Source organism: Pseudomonas sp. MT92 (assembly GCF_058792515.1).
In genome coordinates, this window is record NZ_JBXAFA010000004.1 from 1 (window position 1) to 22,784 (window position 22,784).

Here is a 22,784-nt window from a genome sequence, read left to right on the forward strand (position 1 = left end):
ATTGGTCTAAAAATTCAATTTAGACAACTCCTTGCGGTCACTTACCCACATCCTATGTATTTTTAGGGTATAGGTGCTTGCGAGGGGCTAGAAGGTATGTCGTGGCAAGAGTCATTCTTCGTACAACGGCAAGCCGTCGAGTACCGGTGCGTCGGCGTCGAAGATCAGGATGCGGACATCAGCCAGCGCGGCCAGATGAAGAACATTCACCAGCGACTCTGGCATGCCTTTGTCGCATTGTTCCTGCCGCAACTGCTCGGCGGTGATGCCTTCGACGTACTGCAGGTTGGCATCGGTCCAGGGCGTGGCAATCACCTTGACGCCGATCGCCGGGCTGTATGGGATCCGGAAAACGACGAACAGAAAGCCGATCGGCGTGGCGATGTCTGCAAGCTCTGTCAGGTAGCAACCAGCTTCTTCGGTGATGTGCGCCGTGCTGATTTCCCAGCATCGGCTGTAGAAGCCGGTCTCAAAAGTCAGGCGCCGTACAACTTCCCGTGCGTCCTCAGCGGCGTAGGTATCGCCGATGTGGATGGGCTGCCCGGCATCGCTGCCGAGGACGGCGTAGACCACAGAGCGGACGATGCCTTCGGTTTGGCACTGTGCCTCAAGGTCGTCTCCGACCTCCTGGCCCTCCGTGATCAGGACGAAGTCATTGCAGAGAATGCAGGGAAACTGCGCGATTTGATCGTCCAGAAGGTGTGCTTGGCTGGGATGAAGTTGCCGCCATACGGGCGGGCTGTCGTCCTCATAGGTGATGCAGAGAGTACGAACGACATGCAGGTTTTGGTAGCCGCGGATGAAAGGATTGGGAGTCTGAGACATGGTATTTCTCCAGCAGAGGTTAGGCGGAGCCCATCCCCAACTGAGGATCGGGTCCCTGTGGGTGAATAAATGCAGGTGCTTCAGTCGAAGCACTCAGCGTCGGACGTATCAAGCAGAAGCTGCGCAACGCGCGCTCGCAGGATCGCTCGAATATGCAGGTCGGAGATGCCGACAAGCAGGCTCACCGTCTAGCGCTTGAGTAGGCACGATGTTTCATCGATCTGGTTCTGCAGCACGGCCTCGCGCAGTTGTTCGCCGAGATTCAGTGCCTGTGCTGAGTCGTGGGTGGAATATCACCTCGTTGTTGATGAGGCAGCCGTGGCCGCGGTGGATTGAATTCGCGTAAGCCGACACGACGGCAGTTCTGAACGGGTCAGTGCCATGCGTCGAATGAAGAAACGCGGGGTTGCGCGGGAATGAAGAGCATCGGCGCTAGGTGTGGCGCACATCCGCGTAAAACGATGCGAAGCGGACTGGATCGGTCTACGTGGAACCTCCACGTCGCAGCCTGGGGACCGTGGCTGCTGGCATGGTGCTGACCGGAGTTAGCAACAGATGGTGGCAGAATGGCAAAGCGGCTTCATGGCGTCTGCCGACAATGGGCTTTTTGCGCGCCCCTGTTATTGCAAGACCTGTTGCAGGTGTCGTCCGAGCTAGGCCGCAAGGCACGGCCATTGAGTTGCCAATGGCTTTGCAGCGAGGTGCACGCGATACGGCACCAGGGTGTAGTCGTCCGGTATGCCTTAAAAGCGGCGGCACTCCTTGGGCATTAGCCGGCGCCCCCGTCATTGGTACCTGTCCGCTGTGCCGGGGTATTCCCGTAGTAGCAGAAATAGGGTCGTAGTTCGGCACCGGTATGGGGCTTTTGTCATCATTACCGGTGCTGACGCCTAATTTATGGCGACATGCCACTCTCCCTGTTCGGCGGTCAAGTTCATGACTTTGATGCGGCGGCACATGCTGCCGTACCGAAGGGGTTGAAGGTGCATGTGTCCATCTTCTGTTCTGGTTGTGGCGAAGTCACCCGGTTCTGGACAGCCCGCAGGCAGACGGCGTTCAAGATGCGGAGAGGAACAAGGCGCTGGAGGCATTACGCCTCCAGCGGGGGACAGGAAAACCACCTGTGGCTGTCGCAGGGACTTGGCCGTCGTCAACGCCTGTCGCTGGAGCAGATCGCACCCGACCCGTTTCGTGGTTGGGGTCGATATCTTTCGGCGCACATCCGCGCACAAAAGGAGCCCGTTGTTTCACCGGCGGGCACCGGGGGCGAACACCGTCGTCCCCGAAGGGTCTCCTGGCATCTCGCGCACAAGGCGCCAGGAGACCCTTCGGGCCGGACGTAGAGAGTGCCGATCAGCAGGCCGTGTTATCTGGCCGGTCAGGAAAGCACCTTCAATCCTCTCGGCGACGCGAGTCGCAGGAGAGGGACATGCCATTGCAGAAGGCGGGGACATGCTTGGGACGCCCCGCGGGTCGCGGGGCCATGCCTGACAACCGCTGGAAAGTGCGGCTGGGGCAGGACGTGTCTGGCAGGCTTCAGGAAGCCCTGGGAGCGGTCCGCCGCTTGCGCGGAGCGGCTCGCTTGCCACTGGACGATTCGATCGCTACGGTGCCTTTACAGTCGGGATAACGGTTGCACGACCAAAAGGGACCGGTTTTGCCGGTTCGCTGGCGTGTAGCGCCGCCGCACAGAGGGCAGGCAGGGCCTTCCGGGATCCGGATCGCCAGGGTGGTGCCGCTGTATTGCTGGATCAGTTGCGTGATCCAGGCCGACTGTTTCGCAATGAAGGTGTCCAGGGTCAACTGCCCGGATTCGATCATGTCCAGTGCCTGTTCCCAGATAGCGGTCGTGCCCGGGTCGGCAATGGCCGCTGGAACAGCGTCGATCAGCGTGAAAGCCGCTTCGGAGGCGCGGACGGATCGACCTTTTTTGATCAGGAAGCTTCGGCTCAACAAGCCATTGATAATGTTTGCTCGGGTGGCCTCGGTGCCGATGCCCGTGGTTTCCTTCAACTTCTGTTTCAGGCGTGGGTCTGTCACCAGTTTGGCGACACCCTTCATGGCTTTGATCAACTCACCCTGCGTGAACGGCTTGGGCGGCAGTGTTTTCAGCGCTTTCAGATCGACAGAGCCGACTTGGCAATGTGTACCCTCGGATAGCGGCGGCAGGATCTGGCTGCGTTGGGCTGGCTCGTCGTCCGCACCGCCGGGTGTGCCCGGCCCGCTGTTGATTAGCGCCCGGTGCCATCCCAGGACGGCAACCTGCTTACCCGTCGCCTGCAGTGTCTGGCCGCCGGCTGACAAGGTGGCGACTGTTCTGTCGAATTCATGGTGAGGTAGAAACTGCGCCAGGTAATGCGAACGGATGAGCCCATAAACGGCCCGCTCCTTCTCCGACATGGCAGAAAGGTTGGTCGGTTCCAGCGTGGGAATGATGCCATGGTGAGCAGTGACTTTCGCATCGTTCCAGGCGCGTGAGCGTTGGGTGCGGTCGAGTTGGTCGAACAATGGGCGCAGGCCGGGATCGCTGGCAAGCATGGCGTCGAGCACTGTCGGCACCTCGGCCAGCATGCTCTCCGGCAGGTAGCCGGAATCCGAGCGGGGATAGGTGGTCGCCTTGTGCGTCTCGTACAGCGCTTGCGCGATGTCCAGTGTTTCTTGCACGTCGAGACCAAACTGGCGCGAGCAGACTTCCTGCAGCGTGCTGAGGTCGAACGGGAGAGGCGCGACTTCGCGGACCCGCTCGGTTTCCACCGACAGCACCTGAGCCTCACGAGCGCCGCCGATTTTGCTTACTGCCTGCTGAGCGGTTCGTTGGGCCAGGCACCGACCTGCAGTGTCTGTGGTGGCATGGGGCGGCATCCAGTTAGCGGTGAAAGAATTGCCGATGTGCGATAGCTGCACTTCGACGGACCAAAACGGAACAGACACGAACCGGGCGATCTCGCGGTCGCGACCAACCACAAGACGCAGCGTGGGCGTCTGCACACGACCGACTGAGAGGACGCCCTGGTAGCCGGCTTGGCGGCCGAGCACAGTGAATAATCGGCTGAGGTTCATGCCGATCAACCAATCGGCGCGAGAGCGGGCGAGTGCCGAGTAATACAGCGGCAGGGTCTCATTCGAAGGCTTGAGCGCTCCCAGGGCCTTGCGAATTGAGGCGTCATTCAGTGCAGACAGCCACAGCCGTTGAATGGAGCCACGGTAGCCGCATAGCTCGATAATCTCGCGAGCGATCATCTCGCCTTCGCGATCGGCATCGGTGGCAATCACCAGCTCGCTGGCCTGGCCGAGCAACTGTTTGACGACCTTGAATTGCGCGGCAGTAGAGGCCTTGACCTCGCTGCGCCAGCGCTCGGGAAGAATGGGGAGCTGTTCGATCGACCAGCGTTTGTACTGTTCGCCGTAGGCTTCCGGTGGTGCGGCTTCGATCAGGTGACCGATGCACCAGGTCACGACAACTCCTGGTCCGTTGTAGCAGCCAGTTCCGCGCTGTTTCGCACCCAGCACGCGGGCAATGTCTTTGCCTTGCGAAGGCTTCTCGCACAGATACACGCGCATGTAGCCTCCCCGGAGTTGGCGTGGTGTTCATCGAATGAGTACCAGCATGTCCGGGGAGAGCGCGAGAGACAGCAAACAAGGTGGACTCGATAATGACCGGCTTTTTGAACGGGGGGATTAAGGTTGCGACAGTTGAGTCCAGGGTCGTTTAGGAGATCGTCAGAGAAGGGGCTTCGTTTTGGTCGCGCGCGGGGAGTTCAGTGGACGTCTATGGCGCTATACCTTGGGTATAGAGGTGTTTGATAGAGACCGGTGCTTTTCAGGCCGACAGGATCTGGCGCATTGAAGGCGACCATAGACTGCTACAGCCGCCCTCGGATCAGGCATCGGGTTCTTCACGCCACTTCAGATAGTCATCAACCCAAAAGAAGCCGGCGGCGGCCGCATTGCGCTCAAGCGTCAATGCAGTCTCGCCGGGGCGAATCAGCACCTGCAGGTCTTCGGCAGCCCGGTGACGACCGGTGTGCCCGTCGGCTTCATCGAGGTCACCGTCTTCAAATTCGTAATAGGCAGAGCCCTCCAGCTCGTAAGCCTCCCAGGGCTTTGCAGCCCACAGGGTATGAAGCTGGTCAGCGCTCAGATCCTCACGCATCAGGTAGCACAGAGCGTCAGGATGGACCTCTTCGACCTGTACATGGAACAGCGTGGAAAATCGCTGCCGTGCAGCTTCGTCGGCCTCGGTCTGGGCTTTCTCATAAGCATCGATCTCGGCCCAATAAGCGGTTTCGTCGTCATGCTGGCGCTGCGCTGCGACACTTTGTGCTGTGTCAACCCGGTTCTGCGCCTCAATGAGCTTCTGGTCTGCCTCGGCACGCGTCAGGACCTCCGACCAGTCGGGTGCCGGGGAGCCGGTGTCAGCCACAGTAAGAAGCGTGTTCTGGTAGTCGATGAAGTCCATGTTTTCGTCTGGAATCGCACCGACCACGACAGGGTCGTTGCTGACATCTTCGATGGTCGGCGGCAGGCCGCGTTTCTCCCGACCGCTGCCGGCACGGTCGATCAGAAAGCGTTCACGCCAGGGCTCGCCACGCGCGCGCTTCCCTTCACCCTCCAGACTCATGGTGTACTTCATCAGCCACATGTGCGTGTAGCGCTGGCGTTGCTCGCTGTGCTGCAGGGCGAGGTCATGGAGGCGCTGATAAAACGCTTCATCGTGGCCGCAGTCGAGGCTGTCACCCTCGTGGGCAGCCTCGTGCTCGATGAGGGAAAAAATGTAGGCCGCAGTCCTGAGCGGACTGGACTTGAGCCGCTTCACAAGGGTGACGTCGACGGCGATGTAGCTGCTGCCATCGGTCCATGCCTCGGCAATATTGGACTGCCCAAGCAGAATATGCAGCGATTTACCGTCACGGACCTGCCCCCCGTATGCAGGGCGGCCACCCGTGCACAGGGCGGCGTAGTGATGCAGGCACCAACGCAACGCCGTCCAGGCGCGGCGTGTCTCGTGATCGAGCGCATCTTTTTCCGTCACGATATGGGTCCGCTCAATGAACGCGTCGCGCAGTGTGGAGAAAGCCAGCAAGTCCGGAACGAAGAGGCCGTTGAGCCACCAGTACTGTGTGCCATTCTGCTCCACGTCGTGGTGAAGATTGGCATGGACCCGAACGAGACACTCGACAAAATCCTGTGCGTTGTAGCAACCGAAGCGGTCGAGTGTGCTGGGGTGAACGATCACGGCGATACCTTCGCGGGCGATGGCTTCACCCTTCGGGACATCGAAGGCGTTATCGACGACCGCGAACCTTCCGCCTTGCCGCTGGTTGTGGCTATAGCGGCATTTGCGCAGAAAGTCCTCCAACGACACGTGCCGCTTGCCGGGCAGAAGCGTGACGACCTCTTCCTGAGAATAGATTTGAACGATGTTGGCATCGCCCGAAAGTAATGCCCGCGCGGATTTTTCACGGCGAGCCTCGGTTTACGGTGGTCACCATGACGGGACGCCATCTGGTCAGCCATTTGGCCAAATTGCCTGGCAATTGATTTCCACACCGGGCAGGTCTTGCGCAGGATTTCGGTACGGGACACGTTCAGGCATATGGCCTTCTTGGAAGCGATGAGGCCGCCCGCGCCCCACGTGTGAGCGGGATCGTGACGTACCAGTACGCCCTGGTTGTAGATGGAGACAGCACCGTCCGCTTTCACGCGATACCAGGCGAATTCGTCCTCAGCATCCCAGCGCTCGGTGCGGGGATCGCGTGTGATGCACCGGCCATTCAGCTCAACACTGACGGGGGTGTAACGCACCAGGTCCCGAACCTCCTGGATGGTCGACATCAGCTCCGCATCACTCAGGACTTCGTACCATTCGCCAGAGATCGAGCAGCCCGGCGACGCGTCGTGGAGGTCGTCAAGATCGTAGTGATAGCCCATCGCCCGTGTATCGACGGTCATCATCCAGGCGTTAGAACGCCAGACTGTTGTGGCATGGGCCATGATTTGGCCGCGTCCGAGCCGGAAACGGCCGTAGGTGGCGTCGCCTTCATCGTGTGGCGTGCCGAAACGACCGAAGTACCGAACGACATCTTCGCGGCGGGCAAAGCCCTGGCCGTCGTCGCTGCAGGTGAAGCCGGTGCGGGACAGCGAAAGATGTACGGCACTGGCCCTGGCATCGACCGAGTTCATCAGCAACTCGATGAGGGCTTTGCCGATGGAGCCCGCCTGGCTGTAAATGATGTGGTGGATGATCTGCGGATCGAGCTCGAATGGCAGACGCATGGACCCTCCTTGTAGCGTTAGGTCAAAATATTGATGAATACGCCGTCCATCTCATTGCCGATGCACAATGAAGCGCCCGGCATTCGATCTGTGCACCGGAAGAGGATGGACACGCGATCATTGATGCCGGCGATTACCGGGTTTGTCGAAAACCTAACCGAGCCACTGCTCATCCGTATTCAGCGTGCGTGGGCGTGATCAGACCGACGTAAGTGGCGTGTGATGGAGTTCTCAGGAGGTTCAAACGTGTCGTGAGATGGCGCGTCGGGAGCATCGTCATGTACCGCGGGCTGCGACCTCAGTGGACGTCAGTGGAGCAATTTGACATGATCCAGACCCAAGCGGGTGGGTGCAAAGTGGCGGTACAGCGAGTGATGGCCATTAAGCTCCCCCCTGATCAGCCGAAGAAAGACACTATGTGATGGGTCAAGTGTTAGTGGCGATTTGCAACGAGAGTGAGGTGATGGCGAAGACGCTGACCGATGCATACCTAGTGCTGCTGTTGGCGGCGACCATCCACGGTACGAATGCCGCCGTGCGTGATACGGCGAAGCGCTGTGCCAAAACGCTGCCGAGAAGCAAGCGGGATGTGATGTACCAGATCGTGGACAGCAAGGAGCCGCTGAGGCTTGTGTTCCATATCGCAGAGAATCTCGACTGATGTAGCAAGCGAGGAGAGTCTGCAAGAGTCGGAAGCAATGGGGCCGCGAATGGAGGCCGTAGGTTGGTTTTCCGGGAGCTTCTCCATGTGCCGCGAACTGTGGATCTCAGTGGAACTCCATGGACGCTGGCTGTTGCCCGGTGAGCGACTGGTGGTTGGCGCAATCGCTCAGCGGGAAAGGTGCACGCAGGGCGGGAATGATCACTCGTTCTCGGCTGGCTCCGCTGCTGCGGGTTTGGCCCCAAGCACGACCGCCTCAAGGCGATACGGCAGGATCCCGGCGCGGCGCGCTTCAATCTTGAAGGTCACGCGCTCGTTTTCCTCCGCATCCTCCCAATCGTCCTTCACGGCCCGCCCCTCCACCAGGACGCGCATGCCCTTCTGGTACAGCGCAGCCCAACGTTCGGCGTCGCGATGCCAAATCTCGACCGGGGCCCAGAACCCTCCGCGATCTTCAAAACCGTCCTTTGTCGGAATAGGGTTGTCGAAATAGACATTCAGGCGCAATAGCCTACGCGGCTCGTTATTGCCGTTCGGAAACTCGCGGAATTCTGGCGCCGAACCGATGTTGCCCTCACCGTAGAAATGCGTGCTCATGAGTGTGACTCCTTGGGGTTGGTGGCGTGGACACGCCGTTGGTAAGCCCCCTCGGCATGGGCCAACTTGCTGGCGCATGCCGAGGTTTGCCGGGCGATACTGTGGGTAAGGCTGATCTGCAGGTTCAGCACGATGCGCTGCACCTCGATGGCGAAGAGGTCGTCGATCAGCGATGCCGGTGTGCCGGGGCTGGCAAGCAGCTCCTCCCACAAAGCAGTACCCATGCGCGAACGATCGAGGTTGCGCCAACGCAGAAAGGTCGTGCCTGCGCCAGTGGTTTGCTGGGCCAGTTGCACGGCAAGCAGGTTGAAGGGGTGGCTGCGGGCCTGCGACAGCACCTTGCGCTGCGCCAGTCCGATTAGATCGTCCCGCAGCGCTTGGCACTGGCTGGCCCAGGTCGCAAGCTCCCCATTACCTTTAAAAGGCTTTAAAAGGCCTTTTAGGTAGGCAGCCTGTTCCAGCCTCTGGAAGTCCGCCTGTTCTAGTGCCAAGAAGCGGTTGGCTGCGGTCATGCTGGTTCGTCCTCACTGTCGACAGACGCAGGTGTACCGCCGTCCAGATCCTCCTCGTTTGATATGGCTGGTTCAACGGTGTCAATGTCGTTGGCTGGCGCAACCTCTGAAACTGTCGACAGGCCTGGCGCGGATGTCGGAGAAGGGCGATGGAGAAGCGGCGGTGCAAAGCGTGAACGGCGTGTGCCTTCGAGCACGTCCTGCGGCAGTTCGCCGTACTTCTCCAGGGCCGCGCGCGCCGCGGCGTTGTTCGCGGCAAAATCGTCACGCTTCGTGCCGGAGTAGCGGTATTGCTGCGCCAGGCTGAAAAGGCTGCGCAACGCATGCGCGCCTTCGCTGAGCCAGCGCTCCAGCGTGCTGCGGTCAATCAAGGCGGTGTGATGCGCCAGGATCAGACGCCGGGCCAGATCGTCGTAGTCGGCGAGCAGATAGACCGCCATGAAGCCGAGCTGCGAGGCCACGAACAGCGGCAGCTTTACCGGCTGGACGTTGAGGTTCTCGCCCAGGCTGAGTGCAGCCGGCACATCGGCCAGCGCCTGATCAACCTGTTCGCGTAAGGCCTGAAGCTGTTCTTTGGTGGTGCTGAGCTTGTCCTCAATGCGCAGCATCCACCAGTCGGAGTAGGGATCATCCTGCTCGGCGCCGCGTTTGAGCTTGGTCATGATGGCGACAAAGCCGTTGAGCCCGACAATGCCGGGTTTGCCCTCGGAGGGCGCGCGTCCGTGCCAGATGCGGGATGCATGATGGGTGTGCAGCGTCAGCGACATCGCGCTGCGCAGTGAACCAAGGTTCAACTGCAGGGAAGATTTGGGTTCGGTGGCCATCGTGACGACTCTCGGTAAGGAAACGAGTCGCCAGCATCGGCATTGACCGGAAGGGTGTCAGTCATCAAACCGCACCGCATGAATGCCTGTTTAGGCGTTCACACGGCTGCCGTGAAGTCTTGCGCTTCGCCGGGGCTGACCGGCTGCGAGATGTATATCGTGACCATTGCCCTTCGCAGTTTCTGGAAGGCTGCGTGTTCAACTATACCAGTGGTATAGGCGACCATGGCCTTCGGTGGACTCTTCAGGCGAATGATCCTGGGGCTGGTGGTGATGCATTGCAGGGAAGGCAGTCTGTTCAGCTATACCAGTGGTATAGGCGACAGTGGCTTTCGGTGGACTCTTCCTGCGAATGCCCCCAGGCTGGAGGTGATGCGTTGCAGGGAAGGCAGTGTGTTCAACTATACCAGTGGTATAGGCGACTATGGACTTTGGTGGACTCCTCCATGCTGATGACCCGGAGCTGGAAGTGATGCATTGCAGGGAAGGCAGCGTGTTCAGCTATACCCGTGGTATAGGCGACCCTGGCACTCGGTGGACGCACGCGCAGGCCGCCGCAGCGTTTGGACAGATCGAGTCATGGCATGCTCGTCATCTAGAAAGTTTGCGACGGCTGTGTTCAGGGCAGGCGCATCAGTGCCCGCAGACGGGCGATATGCTCCTGTGCCACGGCGGGGTCCGCAGGTGGCGGTGATTTCTGGGGCTGCGACTCTGGTGCTGTCGTGACGCTGGCTGCCTTCTGTCCAGCCCAGGCGCGGAACTCGCTACGCATGGCTTTCTGGATGATGCCGAACAAGTACCCGGCGGGATTGTGTACCGTGCTGGCTTGGCAGCGGGCATCCCATTCGTCGAGGACAGCCTGATGCAACTGCGTATCCACGGCCTGTAGGGCGGCGAGTGCGCCTGATTGCTGCTCTGCTTTGAGTGACAGGAAGCGCTCGGGGAGCCGAAGCACTCCCAACTCGTGCGCGCGCGGTACAGTACGTACTTCTTTTATTTCTTTTTCTTTACGTACAGTACTATCGGTCTTCGGATTCCGAAGTGAGCCGGATTTACTGGGCTTTTCGCCTGCTTCGGATTCCGAAGTCGGGCGCGGCTGATTCCGAAGAAGGCTTTCTGGCCCTTCTTCGGAATTGTGGGCATCCCCAGGCTGTGGATAAGTCGCCGTCTGAACCCAACCCTGCGCGGCCAGGCGCTGCGACAGTACCTGTAACCGGGTGGGAAGCATCTGGCCGCTGAGCAACGGATCTTCAGCCATTTCTTTCAGCACATGCACACCGACGCGCTGGATGGACTTGCTAGCGTGGGCCAAGGACCGGCTGACCAGCCTCAGATAATCGGCGTCGAGCTGGATGGCTTCATAGGGCGTCAGGGGTTCATCGTGCAACACATAGAGGTTACCCAATATCCGTCCGGTCTTCGGGTCACGCCTGCGACGCACCAGGCTGATCCAGCGCGTCAGCCTTAGCAGGGTCAGCGCGCGGGCAACAGTTTCATGGGATGCGCGCGTCGTACACGGCATTGAGGCCAGCCAGGGAGCGAGCTGTTCATAAGTGGGAAAGGCCGTGACCCCGTCATCATTGAGCAGCAGACGGAAGACTTGCCAGGCGTTTCGTTCAAGCGGGGTCAGTCGATTGTCCAGCAACAACGCACGTGGCACGCTGTCATGACGATTACCACTGAAGATGAATCCATCAGACGGAGCTGGTGGTGCCGCTGCCATGGTCGGGGGAGGCGGCATGTGCTGCAGCGCCTGATCGAACAACTCCCCCAGCGATACGGGACCGCGTGAATGACGTGGACTGCCCATCAGATCAGCCCTTCATCAATCCACCCTCGGATAGCGCTCCAAATGACAGAGATGGGCAGGCCCGTAGACTCCGCAAGATCAGCTGTAATGGCAAGCATGGCCATGTCGTCGGTCAGCGCAGTGCCACGCTCTTTTACGGTTTCAGACCAGCGATGCCAGAGATCGGAGTCCTGCTCTTCTGTCAGAACCGGATGCCGGCCCTTGCGTTTCGGTAGCCCGATGACGTCGCGCCTGAGGGCGATTTCCTGATGGTTCAGGCCATAAAATCTGCTGATGAGTTCTGTGCTCGCACCCAGTCGCAGGAACCGATCGATCTCCTCGATTTCCCGTGAGAGATTGTCTACCTGGCTCAGAAGGCGTCGCAGCACTTCCGAATTCACGCTCACGGAACACCATGAGACGGTGGCGTTGGCCAGGAGGCTGGCCATGGCCGGATGCTTGAGTGCATCCAGAGCAGCATCGTCAAATCCCATGGACTTGGCCCGGCGCAACTGGCCATTGCGCAAATCGTGGAGCGCTTGCGCGATGACGGCCTGATTGAGCGGATGCGGTTCGGGCATGGTCGGCGCCCTCATGATCCGTTCAGGGCGGCATCGCCATCAGTGATGTCCGCCTCGATGTCCAGCAGTCGCCGGGCGAGTCGCACCAAGCGGAAAAGCTTCACCAGGCTCGTATCGCTCAATCTAGCGGTAGGTTGTGATGAAGGGCTGTGTTCCAGCCCCAGCAGAAGAGCGCCCAAATCCCCGGGCATCCGTAAAGGCGGAGTCCGGTCCGGCTGGTAGGGAACGCTCAGGCTATGCAGCAGCAGTAATGCACCACGGAGATTTGAGTGCGTGTTCGCATCGGTAGATATTCCCGCGCATGTGAAGCCGATGCCCTCGTCGCAGGCGACAATGGCCTCTTCCAGACCCGCTTCGTTGGCGATCTCACGCGCGAACTGAGCGATGTGGACGCGCAGCCGATCCGGCGTATCGAGGCCGGGATCGATGTACCAGACATCCGAGATGGGGTAGAGACCGCCTGCCTGAACAGGGATGGCCTGCAGCACGCTGGTTTCGAAATCAGGTGGCGTCTCGCCGACATGCTCGGTCACCAATCGTTGGATCGACTGTAGGCGCTCGGTGGTCTCGGCAGGTGAGACGATATGCTCCTGAAGTAAGGCCGAGTGATCGGCCTTAGCATATTGATCGTCATTCACGTCGGCCAGAGGATGTGTCGCAGGCCCCTCTTGAATCGAAAGGGTATCGCTTGCCGGTATCCTGGGTGCCTCTGTTACCCGCGGTGTGGATGATGACGTGGGCGGTGCGACTACGGATGGAGATGTTGGCTTGGTCGTGGAGACCGACCCTGTGGTCTCCGTACCTGGCGGTGTGTTCGGTTCACTAGTAAGCAACTGCCAGCGCTTTTCGGAATCGGTGATTTCGAACACCAGCGTGTCATAGTCCACCCCGAGCAACTCGGACATCTGGCCGATCAGTTCATCTTGCACCCGTTGCGCCGTAAAGCTCCCTGGGGAGTCAAATACCATCAGGACATCCTGGAACAGCGTTGCAAAATCAATGCTTAGATTGTTCTTGGTGACGCGCGCATCCCAGATCCGGGAACCGGCTCTACGCAGGCTGGTCAGTTGCTCGACTTGGGGGCGTCCCAGGCCGGCATAGAGCACGTTCGGTATCGCTGGCAGCAGGAACTGGATGGCCTCCTGCATGCGGCTGATGTGGGGCTGAGGCACGGGGTAGCCGTCAGCCTTGAGGCGTCGGGCAAGCTCTGACTGCGACAGCGATTTACCATCCTCCTGTTCATAGAGCTCACGGACTTTTTCAACACCCAGGGCACGTTCGATAAACGACAGGCCACCGTGAAGTTCGTTTTCTGCGAGATGTCCCGTCAGGGCGACGATCTCACCGCGCTCCGGCCATGGGCGGAACAGGCAGCCGATACGGAAGAATCGTTCGTCTTTGCTCTCACTCCACAGATCGCGCAGTATCGCCAGGCGCGTGTTGCCGCCGTTACGAATGATGTAGTGATCGGCACCGGGGCGACGGGTGATCGGCGGCGGGGCATCCAGCCCACGCTGGCGGATGGACGCTTTGATCTCCTCGTACAGCGGATTGCGCGTCAGCCGCGGGTCCAGTTCATAGGGGCGCAACTGGTCCAGCGTCACCACCATCGCGGTATCGGTGATCGGGTCTGTCAAGGTTTCTGCAACAGGGCCGGAGCGACTAAAACCGTCGCTCATCAGCTTGTTGGCCATCTCTTGCGGGGAGACATTAGCCATAGTCGGCTCCCTCTTGATCGGGGTGCTCGACCACCGTGGCGTGGCGTTGTGCGCGACGCAGCATGGCGCGTGCATTGCGTTCTGCCCGGTGATCGCTGGCTGTCGCGCTGGTATAAATCGGCGGTAAGCCCGGCTTGACGAATTTGAGGTGCCCCCCAGGTGTCCGGGAGACATTCCAACCCTCGCTCAGGGCATGTTCAATCAGCGGAAGTAGTCGCTTGTGGCCACGGGCCAGTTCATGGGCGTTTGACATGAGAGTGTCTCCCCTCAAACTTCCCGCTGACCAGGGCGAACTGCTCCTGCCATTGCGGGCACAGTTCACTGGCCAACCCGCGCACAATGTCCAGTGCGGCTGCCGCGACTCGGCCAGTGGGCCGTCGGTGCTCAACCCGATGGACCGGTAAACCACGCGTTGCCGCTCGGGGAAATGCCTCGATCGCGGGGATCTCGGTATGCAGGACGTGAACCCCTTCCTGATCTCTGAAGATCAAACGCAGTGTCTGCTGGATCAATTTTGCATTGGCTGATACAGCAGGTACGCGGTTGAGCAGGAGATGAAGGTGTGGCGGGTTAATGCCCAGATGCCGATAGGGGGCGATGTCTTCGATGAGCTGCAGAGTGCCTCGGCGCATTTCACGCGCGGCGAGAATTTCGGGCGTGACGGGCGAGACCGCCTGCTCGGAGGCAAGCACGGCCATCTCCAGCAGCACACTGCGAGCGCCTTGCGTATCGAGTAGCACCAGGTCGTAGTGCGGCTGAAACACCGGTAGCAGGTGCCGCAGTCGAAGCCGCCCGTCCGGTGCATGCAGCAAGAGGGTGTTCAACTGCCGATGCTCGTCATTGGACAGAATGACGTCCAGACGGTCTATGACGGTGCGCGATACCAGTCGCGCAATGTCGCGTTCGTTGCATGCCAGCAGCTCATAGATCCCGCACGGCGCGCGACGGGTAAGCTCGTAGTACGAGGACAATGTGGGCTGCATATCCAGGTCGAGCAGCAGGACCCTCAGGCCGGCATCAGCAATGAAACCGCCGAGGTTGGCGGCGACCGTGGTTTTTCCTACGCCGCCTTTGGTCGAGATAACAGAAATCACCTGCATGGCTTGCTCCTCTTCGGCAAGGAATGGGGAGCTCAGTCAGACGCGTTCTTTAAGACGGTCAGTGATCCACTGGTCGATCTCTGCGGAGTCCCAACCAACGGCGCGGACGCCAAGTTTTATGGCTTTGGGGAATTGGCCCGCCTTCATGAGGCTGTAAAGATAGGCGCGCTTGAAGCCTGTCTTGGCCTCAACTTCCGGGCGGCGAAGGATGCGTCGCTCCGGGGCTGGAGCAGGGTTCTGTTCAGACATAGCGGTCACTCCTTAATGCTCAGTGGCACTTCTCGGGTTGACCCGTATTGAATCGCTGCCACCCCTGAAGCACATCAAACAATAGGACGGTACTGACCACCGTATTGATGTTCCGTCATCCGGCTGCGAGGCAAAGCATTGCGGCCAACTCTATCCGTGGAACGGATACTGTTAAAAGGTTCGGCGTCTTGATAAATAGTCCGTCTGGCGGACGCTCGCTGTTTAATCTTTGCGCGAGTGAGCGCGGCATTTTCTGTCATGCGGGCGACAAAAAATGTCCGTCAGTAACGGTAGGTTGCGATTGACAAGCGCTACAAGCTAGCGCGCTTGTGCATGAGCCGGTGCACACCCACTGAATTCAAAGGCTATCCCCTTTATCTCGCGACGATGAAGGGGATATTTGGGTCGTGCTCCAGACAAAAATGTATGGAACTTAATGTGAGAGTCCAAAACTGAGGATGGGGTGATCATTCTTGCTCACGCATCGGTCATGCTTCCCCGATTTGTTGCGCTCTTTTAATGAAGCGCTCCAGTTCTGCTGAAATTGGCCTGTCAGGTACAACGATGAATGTTGCGGTGTCGGGGATATCGTCGATAACCGGCCGAACAATGACGTCAGGGTGGTTGTAAATGGAAAGCTGCGATTCCAACCCGATACCAATGCCATAGCCAGCGGCCACCAGCATCATCATGGGCTCATGACCAGAAACATGTTCAGCAATGGTGGGAGAGGGCAGCGAGTCGTCCTCAAACCAATGATTAATGACATTGCGTCCGCCGGCGCAATGTTCAGGATGGCAAAGAATCAGGGGGTACCGGAGTGCTTCCCCAAGAGGAACTTTATCCAGGGAAAGCAGCGGATGGTGAGTGGGAATAGCAATGGCAGGGCGTTCGGCCCAAACCCTAAACTTTGTGAGGCCATTGGTGGCTACTGTGCTGTCGACAGTGAAACCCGCATCTATCTCGTCGTGTAAGAGCGCTTTGTGCATCTCGTTGACGGTCATTTCAACGATCCGAATCTCGGTGGCAGGCTCCTCTTCTCGGCATCGAGCCAGCAGCTGTGTCAGCCGAGGCTGAGCCAGGCTGTCGGCGATGCCGATGCGTACCCGGCCGCGATAGCCCTGAGACGCCGATTGCACTCGTGTCAGGGCGTTATCCATGTAGGCAAGTACGCGGCGAGCCTCTTCACGGAAAATCTCCCCAGGCCAAGTCAGCTGTATACGCCCCTTGGTGCGATGGAGCAGTCGGACACCGAGATAGGATTCAAGATCTCTTATGGCTCTCGACAACGGGGAAGGTTCGATGTGAACTCTGGCCGCCGCACGAGCAAAGCTTTGTTCTTCAGCGACGATAAGGAAATAGCGCAGGTGACGTATCCTCATGGTGTATCTTCCTTTTTGCTTGTTGACATGCTCTTTGACAGCGGGCGGTGCACTGTTATTCGCGCACTGGTAGTGGTTTCGGTGAACCGTTGTGTGATGCAATCCACAAGTTTTGACGTGGCCGAAGTGGACACGCACAAATCGTAATTGTGTGTCTGCTTCCTTAAGTGTTGATCCTACCGGCGTCGCTGCGTGCCCCTTCAGTTGCGATAGGTGCTTGATCGGTGGGGCGGGCCAGCCGTGCGCGTTGGTGCTTTGCCGAGCGCAGATCACTGCTGGCAATCGCCGAGACGTTGCGTTACGAGCGGGGCTTGGGCTTGGGCTTGGGCTGGTCTGAGGATGAGGGGCGGCCTGTCATGACACCCTCACATGCACTGCCGAGCGACCGTCTCGTTGGGGCAACGAGGTCTTATTGCCCCTCCACGAACAACTCGCCTCAGGGGCGTGTGAAGGGTGAGTCATGGTTGTTGTTGGCCGTCTGTGGCCATCAATGGAAAAAAACTTGGTATAGGACTTGCCAATGGGCCAGAACAAGTCCAGAATAGCGTCCATTCCTGAGGTAGGAAGCAAGGAAAACCTTTTTAAATCAGAAGGTTAGAGGCTAGGTTCTAGTCCCGTTTCCCGCTCCAAACATAGCGCTGCATATTTCAACTGAAGTGTGCGGCGATCGAAAAAAGGACCTTCGGGTCCTTTTTTCGTTTCTGCAGGAACCACTCAAGTCCAGCACCACCCAGTGTTTTAAGTCCCGACTTGAATTCGGACGCGCACTGAATCGGTTTGTTGCTGGAGCAGTCTGGATAGTGAGATGAGCATCTGGCCCTGACGCTGATCAGGGGCTCGCGATGGCACTTTCAGAGAGGTCTGTTTGGCATGTCCGAATCATTGGCATGGATTGGATACTCGCTGCCAGTGACGGCCCTCAGTGGAAAGTCCGGCTTTACCGGTACTGCTGGGCGGGCAAGCAGAAGCGCGTGCGCCGCGCCGTGCTGCTTCTTGCGACAGAGCATGCCTTCGAGGCGATGTTCGATCGGTGGGAGGAGCCCTTCAGACTGGGCTGAAGGCAGGGCGCCATGGCACGCTCTCAAGAATCCTGGCCCTAGAGCGTTGTCGCACGGCACGCCCAAGGCCGCCCGGTTCACGAATCCCGGGCGGTCCTGGTTTTTCTCGCACGATCAGTAGCGAATCATCACCGATTTCAGTTCGGTGTAATCCTCAATAAAAGCACTGCCAAACTCCCGACCGACCCCTGAAGATTTATTGCCACCAAAGGGAACTGCCGGATCAAGCAGGGTGTGCATGTTCACCCAGACCGTTCCGGCGTTGATGGCAGATACCATGCGCAGCGCCTTGCTCAGGTCATTGGTCCAGAGGCTGGCACTCAAGCCGTAAGGCGTGTTGTTCATCAATTCCAGTAGCTCTTCTTCGCTGTCGTAAGGGAAGAACGTCGCAATCGGACCGAACGTTTCTTCGTTGAGCAGCGTGTCGTTGACTGTGTTAGCGAGGATCACCGTGGGTTCGACGTAGCAGCCCGGGCGGTCGATAAGATTGCCACCGTGAATGATGGTGTTGTTTTCTGCTCGTGCCTTGGCGAAAAACTCGCCGAGTTTAAGTTGGTGCTGGCGATTGGTGACCGGGCCGAATTCGGTGCGCTCATCCAGCGGTGAGCCAATGTTCAGTGCGCCCAGGCGTTGGGCCAGTTTGTCCATGACCGGATCGATCTGTGAGCGATGGACGAAGAACCGCTCGGCGGCGGCGCAGATTTGCCCTGAGTGCAGGAAACCGGCTTCGATGATGCCGTTGACCGCCTTGTCCACATCTACATCGCGCAGGAAACCCGCGGAGTTTTTCCCGCCCAGTTCCAGTGTGGCGCGGGTCAGCCCGGCACCCATGGCGCTCTGGCCGACGGCAATGCCTGTCGGCACCGAGCCGGTGAACGAAACCTTGTCAGTGCCTGGATGTTCGATCAGGCCTTTACCCACCAGACCGCCACCGGTCAATACGTTCAGGGCACCGGCAGGCAGGCCGGCTTCGATGGCCAGTTCGGCGATCCGCAGAATGGTCAGCGGGGTGAATTCGCTGGGTTTGATGATGATGCTGCAGCCGGTCACCAGTGCCGAGGCGAGTTTCCAGATGGCGATCATGGTCGAGAAATTCCACGGCACGATCCCGACGACCACCCCGACGGGTTCGCGAAGGGTGAAGGCGGTATAGCGTTCGCCAGCGAAGGAGGGCAGTGACGGGGTGAGGGTCTGACCGCTGATCTTGGTCGCCCAGCCAGCGTAATAACGCAGAAAATGTGCGGCCTGGTCGACTTCGAAGGCCCGGGAAATCTGGATGATCTTGCCCGATTGGCAGGTTTCGATCTGCGCCAGCTCCTCGCGGTTTTGCTCCAGCAGGTCGGCCAGTTTCATCAGCACGTTTGCGCGAGTCGCCGGTGCCACCTGGGACCAATGCTTGAAGCCGCGGTTGGCCGACGCCACTGCCGCATCGATATCGACAGGATCTGCGTCAGCGACTCGGGCGATGACCTGGCCAGTGGCAGGGTTGATCACGTCCAGCGTCTGGCTGGAATGACCCTGAACGTAGCCACCGTCGATGAACAGCGCATGGCTTCGACTGAGGAAGGCTTCAACTTCGGGCAGCAGTGGAATATCGCTCATGGGGTTTTCCTGGTCGCGAATAAAGAAAAGCGCGAGGTTAATCCATGGGTTCCAGGCTGGCTTGACTGTGGCTGCCGGCGCCTATGTCTGTGGCTGCCAGCGCCGTAAGGATGTGTTCGGCAGGTTTGGCTCATCGCCTTTGAAAAGTACAATCTTGGCTCTGGAAGGTGCATTTTCTACCAGGATGGGTGTCTCCATACTGGCTCTGCATCCGGCGCCACTCTGCAATTTCGAGAGTCGCCTGGACATCCAATAATAAGCAGGGCCATCCATGAAAAAGCCAAACCCGCTCCTTGAAGACCTGAAGTCCATCCTGCCGACCATCGCTGCAAACGCCTTCCAGGCGGAGCAGGATCGCAAGGTCCCCGACGAGAATATTGCGCTGCTCAAAAGCATCGGTTTGCACCGTGCCTTTCAGCCGAAAGCCTTCGGTGGCATGGAGCTATCGCTGCCCCAGTTTGCCGATTGCATTGCCTTGCTCGCGGGGGCCTGTGCCAGTACTGCCTGGGCCATGAGCCTGCTTTGCACCCACAGTCATCAATTGGCGCTGTTCTCGGCCGAACTGCAGCAGGAAGTCTGGGGCGATGATCCGAATGCCACCGCGAGTAGCAGCATCGCGCCTTTTGGTCGCACCGAAGAAATAGAAGGCGGAGTGCTGTTCAGTGGTGAAATGGGTTGGAGCAGCGGCAGCGACCACGCCGAGTGGGCGATTGTCGGCTTCCGTCGCAAGAACGCCGAGGGCACTCAGGATTACTGCTTCGCGGTTCTGCCGCGCAGTGATTATCAGATTCGTGACGACTGGTTCGCCGCCGGTATGAAAGGCAGCGGCACCAAGACCTTGATCATCGACAATGTGCGGGTGCCGGAACACCGGATCCAGAAAGCCAAGGACATGATGGAAGGCAAGTCCGCGGGCTTCGGTTTGTACCCGGACAGCAAAATCTTCTACTCGCCGTACCGTCCTTATTTCGCCAGCGGGTTCTCCACCGTGAGCCTGGGGGTGGCCGAGCGGATGCTTGAAGTGTTCCGCGAAAAGACCAAGACCCGCGTGCGGGCCTACACCGGTGCGGCGGTCGGTGCCGCGACCCCAGCGTTGATGCGTCTGGCCGAGTCGACTCACCAGGTCGCCGCCGCCCGGGCTTTTCTCGAGAAGACCTGGCAGGAGCACGCTGAACACAGTGAACAGCAGCGCTATCCAAGCCGCGAAACCCTGGCGTTCTGGCGCACTAATCAGGCGTACGCCACCAAAATGTGCATCCAGGCCGTGGATCGGCTGTTCGAGGCCGCCGGTGGCAATGCCTGGTTCGAACATAACGAGATGCAGCGCCTGTTCCGCGATTCACACATGACGGGGGCCCATGCCTACACCGACTACGACGTCTGTGCACAGATCCTCGGTCGCGAACTGATGGGTCTGGAGCCCGACCCGAGCATGATCTGAACCCGCCTTCATAACAACAATCAGGACTGCTCATGGAAGCCGTCCGGGAGTCTTGCATGACTGATCACAGCGTTCGCGCAGCCACTGAAACCACCTTCGACCCGCGGGCGTTTCGCCGGGCACTGGGCAACTTCGCTACCGGGGTGACCGTGGTGACGGCCGCCACCGCCTCCGGGCGCAAAGTCGGGGTCACCGCCAACAGCTTCAACTCGGTGTCCCTCGATCCGCCTCTGGTGCTGTGGAGTATCGATAAACGCTCCAACAGTCACGAGGTGTTCGAGCAGGCCAGCCATTTCGCGGTCAACGTACTGGCCGCCGACCAGATCGATCTCTCCAACAACTTCGCCCGCCCCAAGGAAGATCGCTTCGCCGAGATCGAGTATGAATCCGGGGAGGGTGGCTCTCCGGTATTCGCCGATTGCTCGGCGCGTTTTCACTGCGAGAAGTACCAGCAGGTGGACGGTGGCGACCATTGGATCATGATCGGCAAGGTGGTGGCCTTCGACGATTTCGGTCGCTCGCCATTGCTGTATCACCAGGGCGCCTACTCCATGGTCTTGCCTCATACCCGCATGACCAAACGCGATGAAAGCCAACCGCCGAGCAGTCATTTTCAGGGCCGCCTTAGCCACAACTTGTACTACCTGATGACGCAGGCAGTGCGGGCTTACCAGTCGAGCTATCAGCCCCGGCAGTTGTCCACGGGCCTGCGTACCAGCGAGGCGCGGATGTTGATGGTATTGGAAAACGACGCCAGGCTCAGTCCCGGCGACCTGTTGCGCGAGGTGGCGATGCCGGTCCGGGAAATTGATGAGGCGATAGCCAATCTAAAACGCAAGGGGCTGGTCAACGATGATGACAGTCGCGTCAGGTTGACCGCTGCGGGTATCGAGCAGACAGACGATTTGTGGGCCATCGCACGGGAGCAGCAGGACAAGGTATTCGCCGATTTCAGCGACGAACAGATCGATACCTTCAAGTCGGTATTGAAGACGCTTGTCAGCCGCTGTTGATTCTCCAGGCATTTCTGCGGCGCTCAAGGGCGCCGTTTGCATTCATGGCAGGCAGGAGCAAACGGCGCTGCAGCGTCGTACAAGCAATTCTCTTCAGCCTCCTGTCAGATCCAGTCCTTAGACTCGATGAACAAAGGACTGGCTGATGTTTTTCAAGAAACATAAACAGATGCTTGAACTCGCTGAGGCTTTGCAGCGCCTGCTGGCCGGCGAGGCTTTTGAGGTGAAGGGGCTTGGCGCCTGCCCGCAATTGCAGATGTGCCTGGATGAGTTAGTCAGGCAAAGCGCTGAGGTTGCGCATCAACGGCTGGCCGCCGAGTCGCAGACCCGGGACCTGAGCCTGCAGCTGGAACGCAGTGAACAGTCGCTTGCCGAGCGTTGTCAGCAACTGGAGCAGGTGCGCGCTCGTGAACAATCACTTGAAATCGAGTTGAACCGGCGCGTTCTGGATGCCCGCCAACATGAGCAGGATGCGAAAATCTGGGACCTGTTGCAGTCAACGCTCACTGAAGGTTGCTGGGACATCAATGTGGTCAACGGTGATGTCCAGGACCCTGCCAGCTGTATGCGCTTCTCCAGCCAGTTCCGCCTTCTCATGGGCTACGGCCCCCAAGAGTTGCCCGACGGCTGGGATGCACAAGTCGGGATCACTCATCCAGATGACCTGCCAAAAATCATGGCGATCTTTGATCGTGAGATTCTCAGTCCACAGGGCAGTGGCGAGTATGTCTTTGAGTACCGGATGCGCCACAGGACCCGCGACTACATCTGGTGTCGCGAACGTGGTCGTGCGGCCCGTGACGAGCAGGGGCGTTTGGCCCGCGTCATCGGCGCAGTACGTGACATCAGTGATGAGCGTTCGGCCAGGGAAACCCACCGTCAGATGCTTGAGCAGAATCAGGCGACCTACGGGCAAATCGCAACCGTCGTGAGTGTCATCAAAGGCATTGCGGACCAGACGAACCTGCTGTCGCTGAACGCCGCGATCGAGGCGGCAAGGGCAGGAGAGATCGGGCGTGGGTTCTCGGTGGTGGCCGACGAAGTCCGAAAGCTGGCGGAATGTACCCGCCAGGCCACGCATCGGATTCAGACCATGTTGCTTGAACACAAACAGTAGGTTGGCTCAGGAGCTGCGCAGTGCAGCTCCTGAAGGTCA

At 59.2% G+C, this 22,784-nt stretch carries 18 protein-coding genes; 4 read left to right on the forward strand and 14 right to left on the reverse strand.

What is annotated here, in order from left to right:
- Positions 1–111: 111 nt before the first annotated feature.
- From AC1Q6D_RS08305 to AC1Q6D_RS08315, 3 genes are all read right to left on the reverse strand, one after another.
- Positions 112–825: a DUF5983 family protein gene (locus AC1Q6D_RS08305; RefSeq protein ID WP_092234949.1), complete on the reverse strand. Its 714-nt coding sequence runs from the start codon at positions 823–825 to the stop codon at positions 112–114.
- A 1,536-nt stretch (positions 826–2,361) separates the two neighbouring features.
- Complete coding sequence (locus AC1Q6D_RS08310) at positions 2,362–4,386, reverse strand: DNA topoisomerase III (RefSeq protein ID WP_103404718.1); 2,025 nt, start codon at positions 4,384–4,386, stop codon at positions 2,362–2,364.
- 1,671 nt (positions 4,387–6,057) lie between these two features.
- Complete coding sequence (locus tag AC1Q6D_RS08315; RefSeq protein WP_310650596.1) at positions 6,058–7,101, reverse strand: ATP-binding protein; 1,044 nt, start codon at positions 7,099–7,101, stop codon at positions 6,058–6,060.
- Between the two features lie 463 nt (positions 7,102–7,564).
- On the opposite strand from AC1Q6D_RS08315, the gene AC1Q6D_RS08320 reads away from it, so the two are divergent.
- On the forward strand, positions 7,565–7,762 hold the full coding sequence (locus AC1Q6D_RS08320) for a DUF7740 domain-containing protein (protein WP_235861014.1): 198 nt from the start codon (positions 7,565–7,567) through the stop codon (positions 7,760–7,762).
- A gap of 201 nt (positions 7,763–7,963) precedes the next feature.
- On the opposite strand, the gene AC1Q6D_RS08325 is transcribed toward AC1Q6D_RS08320, so the two are convergent.
- The 11 genes from AC1Q6D_RS08325 to AC1Q6D_RS08375 all read right to left on the reverse strand — a co-directional run bounded on the left by AC1Q6D_RS08325 (position 7,964) and on the right by AC1Q6D_RS08375 (position 19,174).
- Positions 7,964–8,359, reverse strand: a complete 396-nt coding sequence (locus AC1Q6D_RS08325) for a single-stranded DNA-binding protein (protein WP_092234957.1) — start codon at positions 8,357–8,359, stop codon at positions 7,964–7,966.
- The gene (locus AC1Q6D_RS08330; RefSeq protein ID WP_092234960.1) at positions 8,356–8,871 is read right to left on the reverse strand and encodes a DUF3158 family protein; all 516 of its coding nucleotides are present in this window, start codon (positions 8,869–8,871) and stop codon (positions 8,356–8,358) included. Before AC1Q6D_RS08330 ends, AC1Q6D_RS08325 begins: the two co-directional genes overlap by 4 nt.
- Positions 8,868–9,695 carry a PFL_4669 family integrating conjugative element protein gene (locus AC1Q6D_RS08335; protein WP_092234963.1) on the reverse strand — a complete coding sequence of 276 codons (828 nt, stop codon included), beginning with the start codon at positions 9,693–9,695 and terminating at the stop codon, positions 8,868–8,870. Before AC1Q6D_RS08335 ends, AC1Q6D_RS08330 begins: the two co-directional genes overlap by 4 nt.
- A gap of 619 nt (positions 9,696–10,314) precedes the next feature.
- Positions 10,315–11,505, reverse strand: a complete 1,191-nt coding sequence (locus AC1Q6D_RS08340; protein WP_103404717.1) for an STY4528 family pathogenicity island replication protein — start codon at positions 11,503–11,505, stop codon at positions 10,315–10,317.
- Positions 11,505–12,065, reverse strand: coding sequence for a DUF2857 domain-containing protein (locus AC1Q6D_RS08345; RefSeq protein WP_092237371.1), 561 nt, complete (start codon positions 12,063–12,065; stop codon positions 11,505–11,507). Before AC1Q6D_RS08345 ends, AC1Q6D_RS08340 begins: the two co-directional genes overlap by 1 nt.
- 11 nt (positions 12,066–12,076) lie before the next feature.
- Positions 12,077–13,783 (reverse strand): ParB family protein, encoded by a 1,707-nt coding sequence (locus AC1Q6D_RS08350; RefSeq protein ID WP_092234969.1) that lies wholly within the window; start codon positions 13,781–13,783, stop codon positions 12,077–12,079.
- A complete protein-coding gene (locus AC1Q6D_RS08355) occupies positions 13,776–14,036 on the reverse strand; it encodes a hypothetical protein (protein ID WP_092234972.1) in 261 nt (86 codons plus the stop codon). Before AC1Q6D_RS08355 ends, AC1Q6D_RS08350 begins: the two co-directional genes overlap by 8 nt.
- Positions 14,020–14,883, reverse strand: coding sequence for a ParA family protein (locus AC1Q6D_RS08360; protein WP_092234975.1), 864 nt, complete (start codon positions 14,881–14,883; stop codon positions 14,020–14,022). The genes AC1Q6D_RS08355 and AC1Q6D_RS08360 overlap by 17 nt, the downstream gene beginning before the upstream one ends.
- 36 nt (positions 14,884–14,919) lie before the next feature.
- A complete protein-coding gene (locus AC1Q6D_RS08365; RefSeq protein WP_046482923.1) occupies positions 14,920–15,132 on the reverse strand; it encodes an AlpA family transcriptional regulator in 213 nt (70 codons plus the stop codon).
- Positions 15,133–15,620: 488 nt separating this feature from the next.
- Positions 15,621–16,514 carry a LysR family transcriptional regulator gene (locus AC1Q6D_RS08370; protein ID WP_092234976.1) on the reverse strand — a complete coding sequence of 298 codons (894 nt, stop codon included), beginning with the start codon at positions 16,512–16,514 and terminating at the stop codon, positions 15,621–15,623.
- Between the two features lie 1,172 nt (positions 16,515–17,686).
- Positions 17,687–19,174, reverse strand: a complete 1,488-nt coding sequence (locus tag AC1Q6D_RS08375; protein ID WP_103404715.1) for an aldehyde dehydrogenase family protein — start codon at positions 19,172–19,174, stop codon at positions 17,687–17,689.
- 271 nt (positions 19,175–19,445) lie between these two features.
- Here AC1Q6D_RS08375 and AC1Q6D_RS08380 point away from each other — a divergent pair, with 271 nt between their 5' ends.
- The 3 genes from AC1Q6D_RS08380 to AC1Q6D_RS08390 all read left to right on the forward strand — a co-directional run bounded on the left by AC1Q6D_RS08380 (position 19,446) and on the right by AC1Q6D_RS08390 (position 22,745).
- On the forward strand, positions 19,446–20,615 hold the full coding sequence (locus AC1Q6D_RS08380) for a p-hydroxyphenylacetate 3-hydroxylase oxygenase component (protein ID WP_103404713.1): 1,170 nt from the start codon (positions 19,446–19,448) through the stop codon (positions 20,613–20,615).
- A 56-nt stretch (positions 20,616–20,671) separates the two neighbouring features.
- The gene (locus AC1Q6D_RS08385) at positions 20,672–21,628 is read left to right on the forward strand and encodes a p-hydroxyphenylacetate 3-hydroxylase reductase component (protein WP_090462240.1); all 957 of its coding nucleotides are present in this window, start codon (positions 20,672–20,674) and stop codon (positions 21,626–21,628) included.
- A 145-nt stretch (positions 21,629–21,773) separates the two neighbouring features.
- A complete protein-coding gene (locus AC1Q6D_RS08390; protein ID WP_103404712.1) occupies positions 21,774–22,745 on the forward strand; it encodes a methyl-accepting chemotaxis protein in 972 nt (323 codons plus the stop codon).
- Positions 22,746–22,784 lie beyond the last annotated feature (39 nt).

Excerpts from the sequence above, each read along its gene's own strand:
- AC1Q6D_RS08305 (WP_092234949.1), bottom strand. The coding sequence starts at position 825 with ATGTCTCAGACTCCCAATCCTTTCATCCGCGGCTACCAAAACCTGCAT.
- AC1Q6D_RS08310 (WP_103404718.1), bottom strand. The coding sequence starts at position 4,386 with ATGCGCGTGTATCTGTGCGAGAAGCCTTCGCAAGGCAAAGACATTGCC.
- AC1Q6D_RS08315 (WP_310650596.1), bottom strand. The coding sequence starts at position 7,101 with ATGCGTCTGCCATTCGAGCTCGATCCGCAGATCATCCACCACATCATT.
- AC1Q6D_RS08320 (WP_235861014.1), top strand. The coding sequence starts at position 7,565 with ATGGCGAAGACGCTGACCGATGCATACCTAGTGCTGCTGTTGGCGGCG.
- AC1Q6D_RS08325 (WP_092234957.1), bottom strand. The coding sequence starts at position 8,359 with ATGAGCACGCATTTCTACGGTGAGGGCAACATCGGTTCGGCGCCAGAA.
- AC1Q6D_RS08330 (WP_092234960.1), bottom strand. The coding sequence starts at position 8,871 with ATGACCGCAGCCAACCGCTTCTTGGCACTAGAACAGGCGGACTTCCAG.
- AC1Q6D_RS08335 (WP_092234963.1), bottom strand. The coding sequence starts at position 9,695 with ATGGCCACCGAACCCAAATCTTCCCTGCAGTTGAACCTTGGTTCACTG.
- AC1Q6D_RS08340 (WP_103404717.1), bottom strand. The coding sequence starts at position 11,505 with ATGGGCAGTCCACGTCATTCACGCGGTCCCGTATCGCTGGGGGAGTTG.
- AC1Q6D_RS08345 (WP_092237371.1), bottom strand. The coding sequence starts at position 12,065 with ATGCCCGAACCGCATCCGCTCAATCAGGCCGTCATCGCGCAAGCGCTC.
- AC1Q6D_RS08350 (WP_092234969.1), bottom strand. The coding sequence starts at position 13,783 with ATGGCTAATGTCTCCCCGCAAGAGATGGCCAACAAGCTGATGAGCGAC.
- AC1Q6D_RS08355 (WP_092234972.1), bottom strand. The coding sequence starts at position 14,036 with ATGTCAAACGCCCATGAACTGGCCCGTGGCCACAAGCGACTACTTCCG.
- AC1Q6D_RS08360 (WP_092234975.1), bottom strand. The coding sequence starts at position 14,883 with ATGCAGGTGATTTCTGTTATCTCGACCAAAGGCGGCGTAGGAAAAACC.
- AC1Q6D_RS08365 (WP_046482923.1), bottom strand. The coding sequence starts at position 15,132 with ATGTCTGAACAGAACCCTGCTCCAGCCCCGGAGCGACGCATCCTTCGC.
- AC1Q6D_RS08370 (WP_092234976.1), bottom strand. The coding sequence starts at position 16,514 with ATGAGGATACGTCACCTGCGCTATTTCCTTATCGTCGCTGAAGAACAA.
- AC1Q6D_RS08375 (WP_103404715.1), bottom strand. The coding sequence starts at position 19,174 with ATGAGCGATATTCCACTGCTGCCCGAAGTTGAAGCCTTCCTCAGTCGA.
- AC1Q6D_RS08380 (WP_103404713.1), top strand. The coding sequence starts at position 19,446 with ATGAAAAAGCCAAACCCGCTCCTTGAAGACCTGAAGTCCATCCTGCCG.
- AC1Q6D_RS08385 (WP_090462240.1), top strand. The coding sequence starts at position 20,672 with ATGACTGATCACAGCGTTCGCGCAGCCACTGAAACCACCTTCGACCCG.
- AC1Q6D_RS08390 (WP_103404712.1), top strand. The coding sequence starts at position 21,774 with ATGTTTTTCAAGAAACATAAACAGATGCTTGAACTCGCTGAGGCTTTG.